18 protein-coding genes are annotated in these 14,826 nt (G+C 62.7%); 8 read left to right on the top strand and 10 right to left on the bottom strand.

The genetic code is table 11. From position 1 onward, the window contains the following. Positions 1-113 precede the first annotated feature (113 nt). From ACTJKT_RS05980 to ACTJKT_RS05965, 4 genes are all read right to left on the bottom strand, one after another. Positions 114-305: a PLDc N-terminal domain-containing protein gene (locus ACTJKT_RS05980; protein ID WP_009050190.1), complete on the bottom strand. Its 192-nt coding sequence runs from the start codon at positions 303-305 to the stop codon at positions 114-116. Positions 306-403: 98 nt separating this feature from the next. After that, positions 404-934, bottom strand: a complete 531-nt coding sequence (locus ACTJKT_RS05975; protein WP_440786484.1) for a hypothetical protein — start codon at positions 932-934, stop codon at positions 404-406. 110 nt (positions 935-1,044) lie between these two features. Then, a complete protein-coding gene (locus ACTJKT_RS05970) occupies positions 1,045-1,563 on the bottom strand; it encodes an ankyrin repeat domain-containing protein (protein WP_440786483.1) in 519 nt (172 codons plus the stop codon). A 97-nt stretch (positions 1,564-1,660) separates the two neighbouring features. Then, positions 1,661-3,493, bottom strand: coding sequence for a long-chain-acyl-CoA synthetase (locus ACTJKT_RS05965; protein WP_440786482.1), 1,833 nt, complete (start codon positions 3,491-3,493; stop codon positions 1,661-1,663). 658 nt (positions 3,494-4,151) lie between these two features. Between ACTJKT_RS05965 and ACTJKT_RS05960 the strand changes: the two genes are divergently transcribed. Further along, complete coding sequence (locus tag ACTJKT_RS05960; protein WP_025805576.1) at positions 4,152-4,430, top strand: DUF3509 domain-containing protein; 279 nt, start codon at positions 4,152-4,154, stop codon at positions 4,428-4,430. 113 nt (positions 4,431-4,543) lie between these two features. Here ACTJKT_RS05960 and mtnC read toward each other — a convergent pair whose 3' ends face one another. From mtnC to aroC, 5 genes are all read right to left on the bottom strand, one after another. Beyond that, on the bottom strand, positions 4,544-5,227 hold the full coding sequence (gene mtnC, locus ACTJKT_RS05955) for an acireductone synthase (protein ID WP_440786481.1): 684 nt from the start codon (positions 5,225-5,227) through the stop codon (positions 4,544-4,546). A gap of 4 nt (positions 5,228-5,231) precedes the next feature. Next, entirely contained in the window at positions 5,232-5,777 is a 546-nt protein-coding gene (locus tag ACTJKT_RS05950) for a 1,2-dihydroxy-3-keto-5-methylthiopentene dioxygenase (RefSeq protein WP_440786480.1), read from the bottom strand. 97 nt (positions 5,778-5,874) lie between these two features. Further along, a complete protein-coding gene (locus ACTJKT_RS05945) occupies positions 5,875-6,495 on the bottom strand; it encodes a methylthioribulose 1-phosphate dehydratase (RefSeq protein WP_440786479.1) in 621 nt (206 codons plus the stop codon). Further along, positions 6,492-7,640, bottom strand: a complete 1,149-nt coding sequence (locus ACTJKT_RS05940; RefSeq protein ID WP_440786478.1) for an MFS transporter — start codon at positions 7,638-7,640, stop codon at positions 6,492-6,494. The genes ACTJKT_RS05945 and ACTJKT_RS05940 overlap by 4 nt, the downstream gene beginning before the upstream one ends. 34 nt (positions 7,641-7,674) lie before the next feature. Then, positions 7,675-8,766, bottom strand: a complete 1,092-nt coding sequence (gene aroC, locus ACTJKT_RS05935; RefSeq protein WP_440786477.1) for a chorismate synthase — start codon at positions 8,764-8,766, stop codon at positions 7,675-7,677. 96 nt (positions 8,767-8,862) lie between these two features. Here aroC and ACTJKT_RS05930 point away from each other — a divergent pair, with 96 nt between their 5' ends. Then, entirely contained in the window at positions 8,863-9,861 is a 999-nt protein-coding gene (locus tag ACTJKT_RS05930; protein WP_169914954.1) for an alpha/beta hydrolase, read from the top strand. A 98-nt stretch (positions 9,862-9,959) separates the two neighbouring features. Next, positions 9,960-10,748: a hypothetical protein gene (locus ACTJKT_RS05925; RefSeq protein WP_440786476.1), complete on the top strand. Its 789-nt coding sequence runs from the start codon at positions 9,960-9,962 to the stop codon at positions 10,746-10,748. A 126-nt stretch (positions 10,749-10,874) separates the two neighbouring features. On the opposite strand, the gene prmB is transcribed toward ACTJKT_RS05925, so the two are convergent. Next, positions 10,875-11,783: a 50S ribosomal protein L3 N(5)-glutamine methyltransferase gene (gene prmB / locus ACTJKT_RS05920; RefSeq protein ID WP_009050201.1), complete on the bottom strand. Its 909-nt coding sequence runs from the start codon at positions 11,781-11,783 to the stop codon at positions 10,875-10,877. A gap of 237 nt (positions 11,784-12,020) precedes the next feature. Here prmB and ACTJKT_RS05915 point away from each other — a divergent pair, with 237 nt between their 5' ends. The 5 genes from ACTJKT_RS05915 (at position 12,021) to ACTJKT_RS05895 (ending at position 14,791) form a co-directional block, all read left to right on the top strand. Beyond that, a complete protein-coding gene (locus ACTJKT_RS05915) occupies positions 12,021-12,611 on the top strand; it encodes a cysteine hydrolase family protein (RefSeq protein WP_101283137.1) in 591 nt (196 codons plus the stop codon). Between the two features lie 130 nt (positions 12,612-12,741). Beyond that, positions 12,742-13,062, top strand: coding sequence for a hypothetical protein (locus ACTJKT_RS05910; RefSeq protein WP_007932271.1), 321 nt, complete (start codon positions 12,742-12,744; stop codon positions 13,060-13,062). Positions 13,063-13,137: 75 nt separating this feature from the next. Continuing rightward, a complete protein-coding gene (locus tag ACTJKT_RS05905; protein ID WP_440786475.1) occupies positions 13,138-13,695 on the top strand; it encodes a Smr/MutS family protein in 558 nt (185 codons plus the stop codon). 77 nt (positions 13,696-13,772) lie between these two features. Continuing rightward, complete coding sequence (gene folE, locus ACTJKT_RS05900) at positions 13,773-14,318, top strand: GTP cyclohydrolase I FolE (protein ID WP_003204506.1); 546 nt, start codon at positions 13,773-13,775, stop codon at positions 14,316-14,318. Positions 14,319-14,419: 101 nt separating this feature from the next. After that, the gene (locus tag ACTJKT_RS05895; RefSeq protein ID WP_009045049.1) at positions 14,420-14,791 is read left to right on the top strand and encodes a glutathione S-transferase N-terminal domain-containing protein; all 372 of its coding nucleotides are present in this window, start codon (positions 14,420-14,422) and stop codon (positions 14,789-14,791) included. Positions 14,792-14,826: the final 35 nt, after the last annotated feature.

Here is a 14,826-nt window from a genome sequence, read left to right as displayed (position 1 = left end):
CGGAAAAACAGCGCTGGCGGATTGTCATGGAGACTTTGTGAAAATTTCGTGCAGCGCATATTTGGTCACATAAAAAAGGGCCTGGCGGCCCTTTTTCGAACCGGCGCCAGCCTTCAGAACCTTACGTTACCGCGCGGCCCGGCAATCGCCCAGATGATCAGGCCCAGCACCGGCAACAGGATGATCAGCAACACCCAGAGGATTTTCATCCCGGTTTCGGCACTGCTTTTAAGCACATTGATGATCGCCCAGATGTCCAGCGCGAGGATGATCAGGCCGACCAGCGTATTGAAGGTGGAACCCATGGTGTCGCTCCTAAGTGAGGGCTTGCCCACTTAGGATAGTCGGCCAGCGCCGGGGTTCCTTTTTATTGCCTGCGCGGTCGGGCCTGTGGCTCGGCCGCTCAGACGTGAACCGCAACCTTGAGCGCTTCCAGGGACGGTGCGGCGGCGATGCTGGCTTCGGCGCACAGCTCCAGCACGCGCGGCACGTCGTTGCCGTAGACCAGCACCACTTGCAGCTCGTCGTCCAGCAACTGGCTGAAGTTCATCAGCACGTAGCCGCCGTTCTCCGGGTTCATGCTGCCCATCTGGATCTGGATGCGGTTGAGCGCGGTCAGGGCCTCGGTCTTGGCCAGTTGCTTGGGCTTGATGTTGAACGCCACGCCCGGGCCGAAAGACGCGACGATCTGCGCGAACAGGTCCATGTAGCTGTCGGCCTGGAACAGCACGGTGTCCGGCAGGCTGCCGACCACCACCCATTCGCCCAGCGGGATCGGGAAGCTGTCGTCGTAGTTGATGTCCGGATTGGCGGCCAGGAAGGCCTGGGGATCGGCGTAGGCCTGGGCGGCTTCGTCGGCGATCCGCAGGATTTCTTCTTCGCCCATGCAGCCGGAGCTGATTTTGCTGATGAGTTCGGCGAGGACGGTTTTCATGGGGCGAATCCTGTTACGGGTCAATTACGGGCGCGCAGGATAGCCTAAACCCGCCCCCCGAACCTACCACCGCGACCAAGGCCTGGCCTTGGCCCGAGGGTATGCGCCGTTCAACCCAGCAACTTCTGCAACTGCGCGGTGGTGTCGAGGGCGCCCATGGTCTTCGCCGCGTCCAGCGCGCTCACGCCGTTGGCGTCGGTGGCCCGCGGGTTGGCGCCCTTGCCGATCAGGTAGTCGACGATTTCCGTACGGTTGAACATCGCCGCCATCATCAGCGCGGTGCGCCCGTCGAAGGACGAACCTTCCACCTCGGCACCGCCTTCCACCAGCGCCTTGACCACCGCCAGGTCGCCCTTGAAGGCCGCGCCGGCGATCGGGCTCTGGCCGTTGTCGTTACGGATCTCGGGGTCGGCCTTGTGCTTGAGCAGCACCTGCACCGCGTCCACATGCCCGTAGTAGCTGGCCAGCATCAGCAGGGTGTCGCCCTTGTGATTGCGCAGGTTGACCGGCAGACCGTTGCTCGCCAGCTTGTCGAGCATCTGGGCGTCGCCTTGACGTGCGACGTTGAAGACCTGCTCGGTAAACGCGGCGGCTTCTTCTGCGGTCATCTGGCGGCTGTTGTCTGACATCGGGAACTCCACTTTCGGTCAATCGGAAAGTTGCTAGTGTCCCCAAGCCGCTCCAGCCCTGTCATCCCTTTTTTCTCAAGAGCGGCCATAGCCAGAATCAATAACGGTGCCGGCCGGCGCAAATGTCCGCCAGGACCGCCTCCGTCACCTGGACGTAGGTCGCTGACCCCGGCAGCCAGGCGTACACCGGATCGCCGCCGGTTTTCGCCGGGTCGAAGGCTTCTTCCTTGAGCCGGGTCTTCTGGTACTTGAAGGTGCCGGTGGTCTCCATCTTCACCTTGACCCGCAGGAACAGCGGTACCGCGTAGCCCGGCAGATGCTCGCGGGCGAACTGCAACAGTTCGGTGAAATCCAGGGTCGCCAGGGACTCGGCCGGGGTGATCGCCGCCATCCCGGCGCGACCGTTGGTGTTGTGCACCTCGACGCCATAGGCCACCGCCTCGGCGACCTGCGGATGTTGCAGGAGGATGTTCTCCACTTCGGTGGTGGAGACGTTTTCGCCCTTCCAGCGATAGGTATCGCCCAGGCGATCGATGAACTGCGCATGGCCGAAACCGATATCGCGCAGCAGGTCACCGGTATTGAAGTAACGGTCACCCTTCTCGAACACGTCGGTGAGGATCACCTTCAGGTTCTTTTCCGGCTCGGTATAGCCGTCCAGCGGCGCCTTGTCGTCGATCTTCGCCAGCAGCAGGCCCTGCCCGCCCCGGGCGACCTTCTGCATGAAGCCCGAGCCGTTGCGGATCGGCGCACAGGTGTCGTGGGCGTATTCCACCAGCGCCCAGGGCGCCAGGGAAAAGCCCACGGTATTGTCGAAGTTGAGCACGTTGGTAAAGCCGATATTGCCGTCGCTGGCGGCATACAGCTCACAGATATGCTCTACACCGAAACGCTGTTTGAACGGCCCCCACACGCCGGGGCGCAGGCCGTTGCCGACCATCTTCACCACGCCGTTGTCACGGTCGTGCTCGCTGGCGGGCTGGTCGATCAGGTAACGGCACAGCTCGCCCACATAGCCGATGGTGGTGGCCTTGAACCGGCGGGTGTCTTCCCAGAACCGGCTGGCGCTGAACTTGCGGCGAATGGCGAAGCCCGAGGCTCCGCTGATGGCCGAGCCCCAGCACACGCACAGCCCGGTGGCGTGATACAGCGGCAAGGTGCAGTAGAGGATGTCGGCCGGCTGCATATCGAGGGCAATCATGCCGAAGCTGGCCGAGGTGCGCATCCAGCGCCCGTGCTTGAAAATGCCGGCCTTGGGCAGCCCGGTGGTGCCCGAGGTGTAGATATAGAAGCACGGATCGTCGAGGTAGATCCGCGCGGTACTCGGGGGATTGGTCGAGGCGCTGTTGGCGCTGGCGGCCATCAGGTCGATGCAACCGGCGGGCGTTGGCCCGGGCGCTGCATCTGGATCGGCGATGAACCAGGTACGCGCCTCGTCGATGGCGACCTGGTCACGAATCGCCGAATAAGCGTCCAGCAATTCGCCGCCGACGATCATGGCCACCGGCTTCACCAGGTTCACGCTGTGCACCAGCACGCTGCCAGTCTGCGCCGTATTGAGCATGGCGCAGATGCCGCCGAGCTTGGCCACCGCCAGCACAGTCACCAGCAACTCGGGACGGTTCTCGACGAAGATCGCCACCACGTCGCCCTTGCCGATGCCCTGGCTCGCCAGGTAATGGGCGATCCGGTTGGCCCACTGGTTGGCCTGTGCATAACTCAACACCCGGTCGCCGTACAGCAGCGCCGGGCCGTCGGGGTTGCGTTGCGTGGCCTGCTCGAAGGTCCAACCCAGTCCGCAGGGCTGGTCGGCACGCTTGACGTTGGCTATCCGCATGCCCTTGATGACCCGCGGCAACGCCCGGGCGATGGAGGGCAGCTTTCGCAGCATCATGCCCCAAGTGATCATGTCGTGCTGATGAGTGCTCATGACGGCTCCTGTTCGACGCAAAAGGATCCTGCACGGGCCGGGCCGGCAGGCAGACAAGGGTCGATAGGGCTATTCGGCTGGGGGCCGAGGGCGGGCCGCCACGGCAAACTGGGGAGGAACAGGGGGTGCGTTATTGGCAGTAATACAGAGCATGGCGTTCATGGATGACGTCCTATTTTCTTATTATCAGGCGCCTGCGACCCAGAGGATCACGACGCATGACTGTCCATGTCGGTGAAGCGTCTGATTGACCTGTACAGCCCGGAACATCGAGGCTTGGGGCTTTGCAAAAGGATCGCGGCAAAGCCTGTTGCTGGCGAAAAAATACGTCAGCGCTTCTTGGCCTGTACACGGAGTTTTTGCAAAGTTTTGTATCTCCCCCGTGATGCCGGCTTCCTCGCACTCGAGGGCCGGGCTTGCCGGCTGAATCTTTTGCGTGAACCGCCAGTCACAGGGTTAGGCCCCTGCCCTTGCCCGCGGCGCCGATCTCGCAAAATGCAGGATGCACGATGGCCATTCATGCAAATTGCACGGACCCGCAAATCACGAAAAATCATAAATAATTGATTTATAACGATTTTTAAAAAATACAGTGCTGGCACAATCACTGCACCTATCACTCCAGGTTTGCCATTCAAGAACCATGGAGCTGATAGACATGAGCCTGATCCAAGAAAAATTCGCTTCTCTGTTCTCCAACTACGAAGTGACCACTCAGCCACGTCCCGATGGCGGCATCCTGCTGACGCTGCGTAACAGTGAAGGTAAACAGCTCAAGCGCTCGATCTCTTATGCACAGTTGCATGCGGGCGATCAGCTGTCGTGGGTGATCAGTGCGTTGCGTCGCGACCTGGCCGAGCAGGCCAGCGAATTGCCGCAGATTTCCCTGCTGCAAAGCCAGAACCGTTTTGCCCTGCCGACGTATCACTCGGTTTAAATCCGCACCGCTGTGGATTCGCGGTGACAACGGATATATGACGGATAGCCCCACCAATATGGATAGCCCCATTCAGGCCGTGCCAGCCTTGCGCTGACACGGCCTGATTGGTTTCAGAAGCGCTGCGGATCGATCTCGGCGAAGCTCGCCACATTCGCATGCCCCGCCAGTTCCCCGCCTTCGCGCACCAGGCCGCAGGTAGCCAGGCCGGCGGACTGGGCCGCATCCAGCTCCTGGACGATATCGGACAGAAAGAGAATCTGTTCAGGCGCACAACCGATGGCCTGGGTAATACGCCGGTAAGACTGCATCTCCCGCTTCGGCCCCGAAGTAGTGTCGAAAAAACCGCTGAACAGCGGCGTCAGGTCCCCGGCAATGGAGCGACCGAAAATCAGCTTCTGCGCCTGGATCGAACCCGACGAATAGACGTACAACCGATACCCAGCCTGGTGCCAGTGCTGCAACGCCTCTACCGCATCCGGGTAGACATGGCCCTTGAGCTGCCCAGCCCGGTACCCCTGCTCCCAGACCATGCCTTGCAGCGCCTTGAGTGGCGTGGACTTGCGATCTTCCGCGATCCAGCCCAGGAGGATCTCGATCACCCGCTCGACATCCGCCGCCGGCTCGCCGCTTGCCTCGCGCACCGCCTGCAACTGTTCGGCGACATCGGCCCGGGTGGCGTGCTTGCGCACGAAGCCCGGCAGCTGCTGCACCGCGTAGGGAAACAGCACCTCGAAGACAAAACTCACCGCGCTGGTGGTGCCTTCGATGTCGGTGAGAATGGCCTTGATCGACATCCGCTCAATCCTCCAGCAGCGGGAACTGGCTGGCGATATCGGAACCGGTAAAGTTGGCGACCCAACCTTCTGGGTTATTGAACATGCGGATCGCCACCAGATACGGGTTCTCGCCCATGTCGAACCAGTGCGCGGTACCGGCCGGCACCGAAAGCAGGTCGTTCTTCTCGCAGAGCACGGCGTACACGTAGTCGCCGATGTGCAGATTGAACAGGCCGCGACCGGCGACGAAAAAGCGCACCTCGTCCTCGGCATGCTGGTGTTCATCGAGGAACTTGGCGCGCAGCTCGGCCTTTTGCGGGTGATCGCTGTTCAGGCTGATCACATCGACGGTGATGTAGCCGCGTTCGGTCATCAGGCGGTCGATCTGTTCCTGGTAGGCGCTTATCACTTCTTCCTGGCTGGCGCCCGGCTGGATCCTGGTGGCGGCTTGCCAGCGATCGAAACGCACGCCCTGCTCGGCCAGGGTCGCGGCGATATCGTCGAAATGGGTCAGCACCTTGTTCGGCAGGTCCGGGCTGGATACGTGGTAAACGGACAGGCTGCTCATCTTGGCAATTCCTCGTTATCGGCAGTGCCCGCAGGCTTTCCAGGCCGGTCAGGCAGTGCATGTCATCAGGCGGTGGCTACTTCAGTCGAAGACAGCCTTAACGGTTTAACAGGGCGCGAGTCTTCAACTCGCACTCGAACAGGAACTCGAAGGCCTCGATCTGGCGCTGCGCGTCACTCATGCGCGCGCCCCAGGTGTAGAGGCCATGACCGCGAATCAGGTAGCCGACGCAATCGGCATGGGCGTCGAGCCAGGGCTGGACCTTGGCCGCCAGCCGGGCGATGTCCTGATCGTTGTCGAAAATCGGCACCCGCAGCCGCGACTCGTGGCTGGCAATGCCGGCAAAGGCCTTTTGCAGCTCGTAGCCCTCGAACTCGATAAAGTCCTCGGCGGTCAGGCGCGACAGCACCGTGGCATTCACCGAGTGGGTATGCAGCACCGCGCCGATCTGCGGGTTCCAGCTGTACAACTGGGTGTGCAGCAAGGTTTCGGCCGACGGTTTTTTGCCCGGTTCCAGGCTGTTGCCCGCCAGGTCGGCGGCCAGCACGTCATCCAGGCCCAACTGGCCTTTGTGCTTGCCGGAAACCGTGAGCAATACCTCACTCGGCGACAGGCGCGCGGAATAGTTGCTGCTGGTGGCCGGCGACCAGCCGCGGGCATACAGAAAGCGCCCGACCTCGATGATTTCCTGCGCCAGCTGTTCGCGGCTAAGGCTCATGGCCTCTCCTCTTGCATGCGTGTGGCAATGATAAACGCTGCCGCCAGCGCTGCGAGGCTTGCAATACTAAAGGTCAATGTCGCGCCCAGGGCGTTCCAGCTGTAGCCGGAATACAGCGCGCCCAACGCACCGCCGGTGCCGGCCAGGGCCGCGTACAGGGCCTGGCCCTGGCCCTGCTGGCGGTCGCCGAAGCTGCGTTGCACAAAATGAATGGCCGCGGCATGAAAGCTGCCGAAGGTCGCGGCATGCAGCACCTGGGCAAACAACAGCAGCCACAGATGCTCGGCAAAGGCCCCCAGCAGCAGCCAGCGCAGGGCCGCCAGCAGGAAACTCGCCAGCAGCACCCGGCGCACCGAAAACCGCGAGAGAATCCGGCTCATCGCCAGGAACATCAGCACTTCGGCGACCACCCCCAGCGCCCACAGCAGGCCGATCAGGCCGCGGCTGTAACCGAGGTGTTCCAGGTGCAGGGTCAGGAAGGTGTAGTAAGGGCCGTGGCTCATTTGCATCAAGGCCACGCAGGCATAGAAGGCCAGGACACCGGGGCTGCGCAGCTGGCCAAGAAAGCCCCCGGCGGCCAAGCGACTGCCCTGGGCCGCAGGCTGGGCATTGGGCACCCAGGCGCTGCTGAGCACGATGCCGGCCATGATCAGCACCAGCGCCGCCGGGTAGATGTCCAGGCTCAGCCACTCGAACAGCCGCCCCAGCGCCACCACCGTCAGGATGAAGCCGATCGAACCCCACAGGCGGATCTGGCTGTAGCGAGCGGTCTGACCTTGCAGGTGCGCCAGGGTGATCACTTCGAATTGCGGCAGTACCGCATGCCAGAAGAATGCATGCAGGGCCATGACCATCGCCAGCCAGGCGTAGCTCTTGCTGACGAAAATCAGCGAAAAGCTCAGCAGCGTGCAGATCGCGCCAAAACGCACAATGGCCAGGCGCCGGCCGGTGTAGTCGCCGAGCCAGCCCCAGATGTTCGGCGCCACGCAGCGCATGAGCATGGGAATCGCCACCAGCTCGCCGATACGCGCGCTGGAAAACCCCAGGTGATCGAAGTACAGCGCCAGAAACGGCGCGGTCGAACCCAGCAAGGCGAAATAGAACAGATAGAAACTGGAGAGCCGCCAGTACGGGAGCGCCGCCACGGCCGTCAGACCGTGGCGACTGGCAGAGACGCCATTACAACTGGCCCAGCACCGGCGTGCTGACGCGCACGTCGGCGTTCTGGCCACGATGACGCAGCAGGTGATCCATCAGCACGATGGCCATCATGGCTTCGGCGATCGGCGTGGCGCGGATGCCGACGCACGGGTCGTGACGGCCCTTGGTGATGACGTCCACCGGGTTGCCATCGATGTCGATCGAGCGGCCCGGAGTGGTGATGCTGGAGGTCGGCTTGAGCGCCAGGTGCGCGACGATCGGCTGGCCGGAGGAAATCCCGCCAAGAATGCCGCCGGCGTTGTTGCTGAGGAAACCTTGCGGGGTCAGCTCGTCGCGATGCTCGGTGCCACGCTGGGCGACGCTGGCGAAACCGGCGCCGATCTCCACGCCCTTGACCGCGTTGATGCTCATCAGCGCGTGGGCCAGTTCGGCGTCCAGGCGGTCGAAGATCGGCTCGCCCAGGCCCGGCATCACGCCCTCGGCGACCACGGTGATCTTTGCCCCCACCGAGTCCTGATCGCGACGCAGTTGGTCCATGTAGGCTTCCAGCTCCGGCACCTTGTCCGGGTCGGGGCTGAAGAAGGCGTTGTCTTCCACCGAATCCCAGGTCTTGAACGGGATTTCGATCGGGCCCAGCTGGCTCATGTAGCCACGCACCAGGATGCCCTGGCTGGCCAGGTACTTCTTGGCGATGGCCCCGGCCGCCACGCGCATGGCGGTTTCCCGCGCCGAGCTGCGACCGCCGCCGCGGTAATCGCGGATGCCGTATTTGTGGTGGTAGGTGTAATCGGCGTGGGCCGGGCGGAACAGATCCTTGATCGCCGAGTAGTCCTTGGACTTCTGGTCGGTGTTGCGGATCAGCAGGCCGATGGAGCAGCCAGTGGTCTTGCCTTCGAACACGCCGGAGAGGATTTCGACTTCATCGGCTTCCTGGCGCTGGGTGGTATGGCGGCTGGTGCCGGGCTTGCGCCGGTCCAGGTCGCGCTGCAGATCGTCCAGCGACAGCTCAAGACCCGGTGGGCAGCCGTCGACAATGGCGACCAACGCCGGTCCATGGCTTTCGCCCGCGGTGGTGACAGTGAACAGCTTGCCGTAGGTATTGCCGGACATGCAGGACGCTCCATGAAATCAGCCGAAATAACTCAATCTGGATTACTGAGCGCGCCAGTATACGCAGGCTACCCAACTAGTTCATCCTCGAACCTTATCCGTGCCCGGAAGTCCAACCGGCACCTTCTTCATGATGGCGTGATAATGCTGCGAGTTCTTCTCTTGAGCCTTACCCTGTTCACCGGCCTGGTCCAGGCGGCCGTGTTGCAACGTCCCATCAGCCTGGACACTGGCAACGGCGAGTTATACGGCTCGCTGCTGTTGCCCAAGTCCGACGCCCCGGTGCCGGTGGTGCTGATCGTCTCCGGCTCCGGCCCCACCGACCGCGATGGCAACAACCCCGACGGCGGGCGCAATGACAGCCTCAAGCGCCTGGCCTGGGTGCTGGCCAAACACAACATCGCCAGCGTGCGCTACGACAAGCGCGGCGTGGCCGCCAGCCTTGCCGCCACCCCGGACGAACGCAACCTGACCCTCGACGCCTATGTCGCCGACGCCGTGGCCTGGGGCAAAAAACTCAAGAGCGACCCGCGCCTGGGCCCGTTGATCATGCTCGGCCACAGCGAAGGTGCGCTGATCGCCACCCTGGCGGCGCCCCAGGTCGATGCGGCGGCGGTGATTTCCATCTCCGGCACCGCCCGCCCGGTGGACCAGGTACTGCGCCAGCAACTGAGCTATCGCCTGCCGGCGCCGCTGATGCTGCGCAGCAACGAACTGCTCGACAGCCTCAAGGCCGGCCGGGTCGACACCGACGTGCCGCCGCCGCTGGAAGTGATCTTCCGCCCCAGCGTGCAGCCGTACCTGATCACTCTGTTCAAGCAAGACCCGGCCGCCGCGTTCGCCCGCCTGAAAATGCCGGCGCTGATCGTCCAGGGCAGCAACGATATCCAGGTCGGTGTCGGCGATGCGCAGATGCTCAAGGCCGCCAAGCCGGACGCCCAACTGGCGCTGATCGAGGGCATGAACCATGTCCTGCGTATCGTGCCCAACGACGTCAAGCGGCAACTGGCCTCCTACAAGGATCCGCAGCTGCCCCTGGCCTCGGAACTCGGCAGCCGCATCATCGGTTTTATTGACGGACTTCACGCCCGTTGACGCGTTTTCCCCTCCAGTCCTGAAAAAAACGGCCGATAAGCCTTTGCCGGCCGTTCACTTGCCGTCGGCAAGCAGCGCTTGGACAGGATCTCGCCGTTATGACCGATACCCAGAACCCTCCCGAAACCGAGGTTGAAAACCCCGCTCCCGAAGCCGTGGCGTTGCCGTGGGCGGACGTCCATGCCGAGCATCAGCGGATGCTGCGCCTGGCCCCGCTGCAAACCGATCGCGCCACCGGCGGACGGCCCCTGCGCTTTATCGAGTTCGGTTACGCCGAGCGCAGCAACAAGGAACGCAGCCTGCTGCGCATGACCCTCCAGCTACCAGGCCAGCGGGTGCGCAAGGAGCAGAATCATCTGGATGTCTGGGTCGATCACACGACTCGTCGGGTGCGCTTCGAGCCGGACAACCTGCAGATCGAGCCGGCGAACCGTGGCATCGGCCGCTTTCTGCTGGCGCAGGGCGCGAGCTGGGCGCAGAAGAAATGGCCGCACTACCGCGTGGACGGTTTCGAACTGGCGAACAAGGATGCGCTGAACGAGGCCACGCGCCTGCGGCGCGACCATTTCCTGCGGGTCCAGGGTTTCGATGTGGTTTACGCCGATGCCCAGCATCTCAAGGGCAGCGTCAAGGACGTGCAGGTCGGCGAACTGCTGGTCAACTGGAACACCGAAAAGCTGCAATTCGTCGAGATCCTCGAAGCCGCGCAGATGCTGCAGCAGGCCGAGCAGAACCTCGAAGAACAGGAAGTCAAACTGCGCAAGCACGAAGAGAAGGTCGCCAAGTACAAGCGCGAAGACACCGGACTGCGCTTTACCATCACCTGCCTGGTGGCATTTGCGGTGTTCCAGGCCGGGTTGCTGATCTGGATCGCGACCCACCGCTGACTCCAGACTTGCGCGGATACCTGTAGGAGCGAAGCTTGCTCGCGATAGCGTCCGTCCAGACACACCCCCGTGCCTGGATCGCAGGCAAGTCGGATCGCCGCCCGCTCGCTCCTACAGAAACGCCGCTCAGACCCGGGAGCTGAACAGCGCCTGGTGCTGCCGGCACTGCTCGGCGGTGAGCATGAACACGCCATGGCCGCCGCGCTCGAAGTCCAGCCAGGCGAAGTCGACTTCCGGGTACAGGGCTTCGACGTGAACCTGGCTGTTGCCGACCTCGACGATCAACAGGCCCTTCTCGGTCAGATGATCCGCCGCCTCGGCCAGCATGCGCCGCACCAGGTTCAGGCCATCGTCGCCACAGGCCAGGCCCAGCTCCGGTTCATGCTGGTATTCCTCGGGCATGTCGGCGAAGTCCTCGGCATCCACATAGGGCGGGTTCGACACGATCAGGTCGAAACGCTGGCCCGGCAAACCCTCGAAACCGTCGCCCTGCACCGTGAACACCCGCTCATCGACGCCATGGCGCTCGATATTCTGGTTCGCCACCTCGAGGGCTTCGAACGACAGGTCGGCCAGCACCACTTCCGCATGGCGGAACTCATAAGCGCAGGCAATGCCGATGCAGCCGGAACCGGTGCACAGGTCGAGAATCCGCGCAGGCTCGGCACCCAGCCAGGGTTCGAAACGTTTTTCGATCAGCTCGCCGATCGGCGAACGCGGGATCAATACGCGCTCGTCGACAATGAACGACAGGCCGCAGAACCAGGCCTCGCCCAACAGGTAGGCGGTCGGCACGCGCTCTTCGATGCGGCGCTTGAGCAGACGCTGCAGGTTGACCAGTTCGTCGTCTTCCAGCGCGCAGTCCAGATAGCTGTCGGCGATTTCCCACGGCAGGTGCAAGGCGCCCAGTACCAATTGGCGGGCTTCGTCCCAGGCGTTGTCGGTCCCATGGCCGAAAAACAGATCCTCCCCATGAAAGCGGCTGACAGCCCAACGGATGTGGTCGCGCAGGGTGCGCAGGCGGGAAGTGATCACGGGACAGACTCCTGAAAAAACGACTGGCGATTCTAACAGCCAAAACGTCTGAGGACGACGCATGAAAAATCTGAGTCTACGGGGCGTCCAGGCGCTTTTCCCCACATTCGGCCCGATTCCCCATACCCCTTGACACGGCTGTAGGCCAGCAACCACGCACCTTACGTTAGTAGCGATTCACAGAAGCGCTCCGCCAGAGGACAATGTCACAAAAGCCCCACTCACAGGAGCCCCAGAATGTCCGTTCCAAAGACGATGTTTCAACTCAGCGGTCGTGGTTATGCAGCGGCTAATTTGAGCCACGCGACCCTTGTGATCATCGACGCCCAGAAAGAGTACCTCAGCGGTCCGCTGGCCCTGTCCGGCATGGACGCCGCGGTCGCCAACATCAAGCAACTGGTTGCTGCCGCCCGCTCCGCCGGCCGCCCGGTCGTGCACGTGCGCCACCTCGGCACCGTCGGCGGTCTGTTCGACCCCCAGGGCGAGCGCGGCGAATTCATCCCCGGCCTCGAACCCCAGGGCGACGAGACCATCATCGGCAAGCTGCTGCCGAGCGCCTTCCATGGCACCGAACTGGAAAAGCGCCTGCAGGACCTGGGCTCCCTGGACCTGATCGTCTGCGGCTTCATGAGCCATTCCAGTGTCAGCACCACCGTGCGCGCCGCGAAAAACCTGGGCTTTCGCTGCACCCTGGTGGAAGACGCCTGCGCCACCCGTGACCTGCCCTGCAAGGGCGGCATCCTCAGCGCCGAGCACGTGCAACAGACCGAAATGGCCATCATGGCGGACAACTTCGCCACCCTCGCCCTGACCAAAGATCTGATCTGATCGACCCGCAATGAGCGGTCCACGGGCCGCTCATCCGTAAAAGCCTCTCATTTGCCGTAATTGCCTTAGCCTCAGGAACCACCCGGTCATCTTTCGGTCGAAGGGCCGATACCCATTGAGGAAGGTCGGAATGAAGATATCCGATGGTTTTGACGCACGTCGTCTGCGGCCCAAAGGCCCGCGGAACTGGCGTTTGCGCCTGGGCGCGGGATTTTCCGCGTTGCTGGCGACCTTCGGTGTGCTGCTGGCGATGGCCGGGGCCGCCAGCCTGTTGGGGCGCCCTCCGGCGCTGGGCGAATTGAATGCAAGTCCGGCAGGTTCTGCGGTGATTCTAGCGGTCGGTCTGTTACTGCTGTATGTCGGCGTCTGGCTGTGGCGTCGCTGCCGGCGCCGCATGCGCCAGCCGCAAACCCTGAACATGGCTCCGCACCTGATGAAGAAACATGACTGAATCGACGGCCACACGTTTTGTCCCGCCCCTCTCCCGTCGAGTTGGGTAAACTGCTCGGTCTTCGCGGAGGCTGACATGCAAGACGACGATTTTTCCCTATTCAAAAGCGCGATCCAAGGCGTCAAGCCGATCAAGCACGATCGCGCCGAAACCGGCAAACCCAAGGCTGACCGGGCGCAGATCGCCAAGCTGCGCCAGTCCGCTACTGTGCGTACCGAGACCACCACCGTCGACGGGCTGTCCGATCAGTTCGTGATCGACGTCGGCCCGGAAGACGAGTTGATGTGGGCCCGCGACGGGGTTCAGGAAAGCCAGATGCGCAAGCTCAAGGTTGGCCAGATCCCTTTCGAGGGCAGCCTCGACCTGCACGGCATGAACGTGGAAAAGGCCCGGGAAACCCTCTGGGCGTTCCTCGCCGAAGCCACCAAGTTCGAGATCCGCTGCGTGCGCGTCACCCACGGCAAGGCCGTGCGCCTGGACGGCAAGCGGCCGATGATCAAGAGCCACGTCAACACCTGGCTGCGCCAGCATCCCCAGGTGCTCGGCTTCACCTCGTGCCAGGCCAGGCACGGCGGCGCCGGCGCGGTCTACGTGATGCTCAAACGCACCATGATGGAAGGCCGCGACGAGTAAAGCCGCTTCGTCGCGCTTGCAGCGTCGAGTCCGCCACCGTACCCTTGCCCTTTGCGTAAAATCCCACAGGTAGTTTCATGTCCCTGGAACAGAATTACACGGCGATCCTCGGCCAATTGGGCGAAGACGTCTCCCGCGAGGGCCTGCTCGACACGCCAAAGCGTGCCGCCAAAGCCATGCAGTACCTCTGCCGCGGTTATGAACAAACGCTGGAAGAAGTCACCAACGGTGCCTTGTTCAGCTCCGATAACAGCGAAATGGTGCTGGTCAAGGACATCGAGCTCTACTCGCTGTGCGAGCACCACCTGCTGCCTTTCATCGGCAAGGCTCACGTCGCTTACATTCCGAGCGGCAAGGTGCTGGGCCTGTCGAAAGTCGCGCGCATCGTCGACATGTACGCGCGTCGTCTGCAGATCCAGGAAAACCTCAGCCGCCAGATCGCCGACGCGGTCCAGCAAGTGACCGGCGCCCTGGGCGTCGCGGTGGTGATCGAGGCCAAGCACATGTGCATGATGATGCGCGGTGTGGAGAAGCAGAACTCGTCGATGATCACCTCGGTGATGCTGGGCGAATTCCGCGAAAACGCAGCGACCCGCAGCGAGTTTCTCAGCCTGATCAAGTAACAGGGCTGCCCGAAAGAACCGGCGTTCATCGCCGGTTTTTTTTCGCCTGGCAAAAATCAGGTAAGCTGCCGCCCCTTCTTTCATGGGCAAGAGGCAATATCGTGATCGTCAAAGCGCTTCGAGTCGGCCTGGGCCAGCTCATCATCTTCATCGACTTCATCACCCGCCCACGCAAGCAGCAGCGCCCCGCCGCGGCTCAAGCCCAGGTCGAACAGGCCGCCAAGGGCCTGACCCTGTACCAGTTCCACGCCTGCCCCTTCTGCGTGAAAACCCGCCGTACCCTGCACCGCCTGAACGTGCCGGTGGCCCTGCGCGACGCGAAAAACAACGAGCAGGACCGCCAGACCCTGCTGGAGCAAGGCGGCAAGATCAAGGTGCCGTGCCTGCGTATCGAAGAAAACGGCCAGACCACCTGGATGTACGAGTCCAAGGTGATCATCGATTATCTGGACAAGCGCTTTGCAGCAGCCTGAATGGTGGGTGGCGTTCTGAAGGGCGTCATCGCGGG

The organism is Pseudomonas sp. 22526 (genome assembly GCF_052044735.1).
In the GTDB taxonomy this organism is placed as follows: domain Bacteria; phylum Pseudomonadota; class Gammaproteobacteria; order Pseudomonadales; family Pseudomonadaceae; genus Aquipseudomonas; species Aquipseudomonas piscium.
This window is presented reverse-complemented; position numbering and strand designations above follow the sequence as displayed.

Excerpts from the sequence above, each read along its gene's own strand:
- ACTJKT_RS05960 (WP_025805576.1), top strand. The coding sequence starts at position 4,152 with ATGAGCCTGATCCAAGAAAAATTCGCTTCTCTGTTCTCCAACTACGAA.
- ACTJKT_RS05905 (WP_440786475.1), top strand. The coding sequence starts at position 13,138 with ATGCAAGACGACGATTTTTCCCTATTCAAAAGCGCGATCCAAGGCGTC.
- ACTJKT_RS05910 (WP_007932271.1), top strand. The coding sequence starts at position 12,742 with ATGAAGATATCCGATGGTTTTGACGCACGTCGTCTGCGGCCCAAAGGC.
- ACTJKT_RS05925 (WP_440786476.1), top strand. The coding sequence starts at position 9,960 with ATGACCGATACCCAGAACCCTCCCGAAACCGAGGTTGAAAACCCCGCT.
- ACTJKT_RS05970 (WP_440786483.1), bottom strand. The coding sequence starts at position 1,563 with ATGTCAGACAACAGCCGCCAGATGACCGCAGAAGAAGCCGCCGCGTTT.
- aroC (WP_440786477.1), bottom strand. The coding sequence starts at position 8,766 with ATGTCCGGCAATACCTACGGCAAGCTGTTCACTGTCACCACCGCGGGC.
- ACTJKT_RS05980 (WP_009050190.1), bottom strand. The coding sequence starts at position 305 with ATGGGTTCCACCTTCAATACGCTGGTCGGCCTGATCATCCTCGCGCTG.
- ACTJKT_RS05965 (WP_440786482.1), bottom strand. The coding sequence starts at position 3,493 with ATGAGCACTCATCAGCACGACATGATCACTTGGGGCATGATGCTGCGA.
- mtnC (WP_440786481.1), bottom strand. The coding sequence starts at position 5,227 with ATGTCGATCAAGGCCATTCTCACCGACATCGAAGGCACCACCAGCGCG.
- ACTJKT_RS05950 (WP_440786480.1), bottom strand. The coding sequence starts at position 5,777 with ATGAGCAGCCTGTCCGTTTACCACGTATCCAGCCCGGACCTGCCGAAC.
- ACTJKT_RS05975 (WP_440786484.1), bottom strand. The coding sequence starts at position 934 with ATGAAAACCGTCCTCGCCGAACTCATCAGCAAAATCAGCTCCGGCTGC.
- ACTJKT_RS05945 (WP_440786479.1), bottom strand. The coding sequence starts at position 6,495 with ATGAGCCTTAGCCGCGAACAGCTGGCGCAGGAAATCATCGAGGTCGGG.
- folE (WP_003204506.1), top strand. The coding sequence starts at position 13,773 with ATGTCCCTGGAACAGAATTACACGGCGATCCTCGGCCAATTGGGCGAA.
- ACTJKT_RS05915 (WP_101283137.1), top strand. The coding sequence starts at position 12,021 with ATGTCCGTTCCAAAGACGATGTTTCAACTCAGCGGTCGTGGTTATGCA.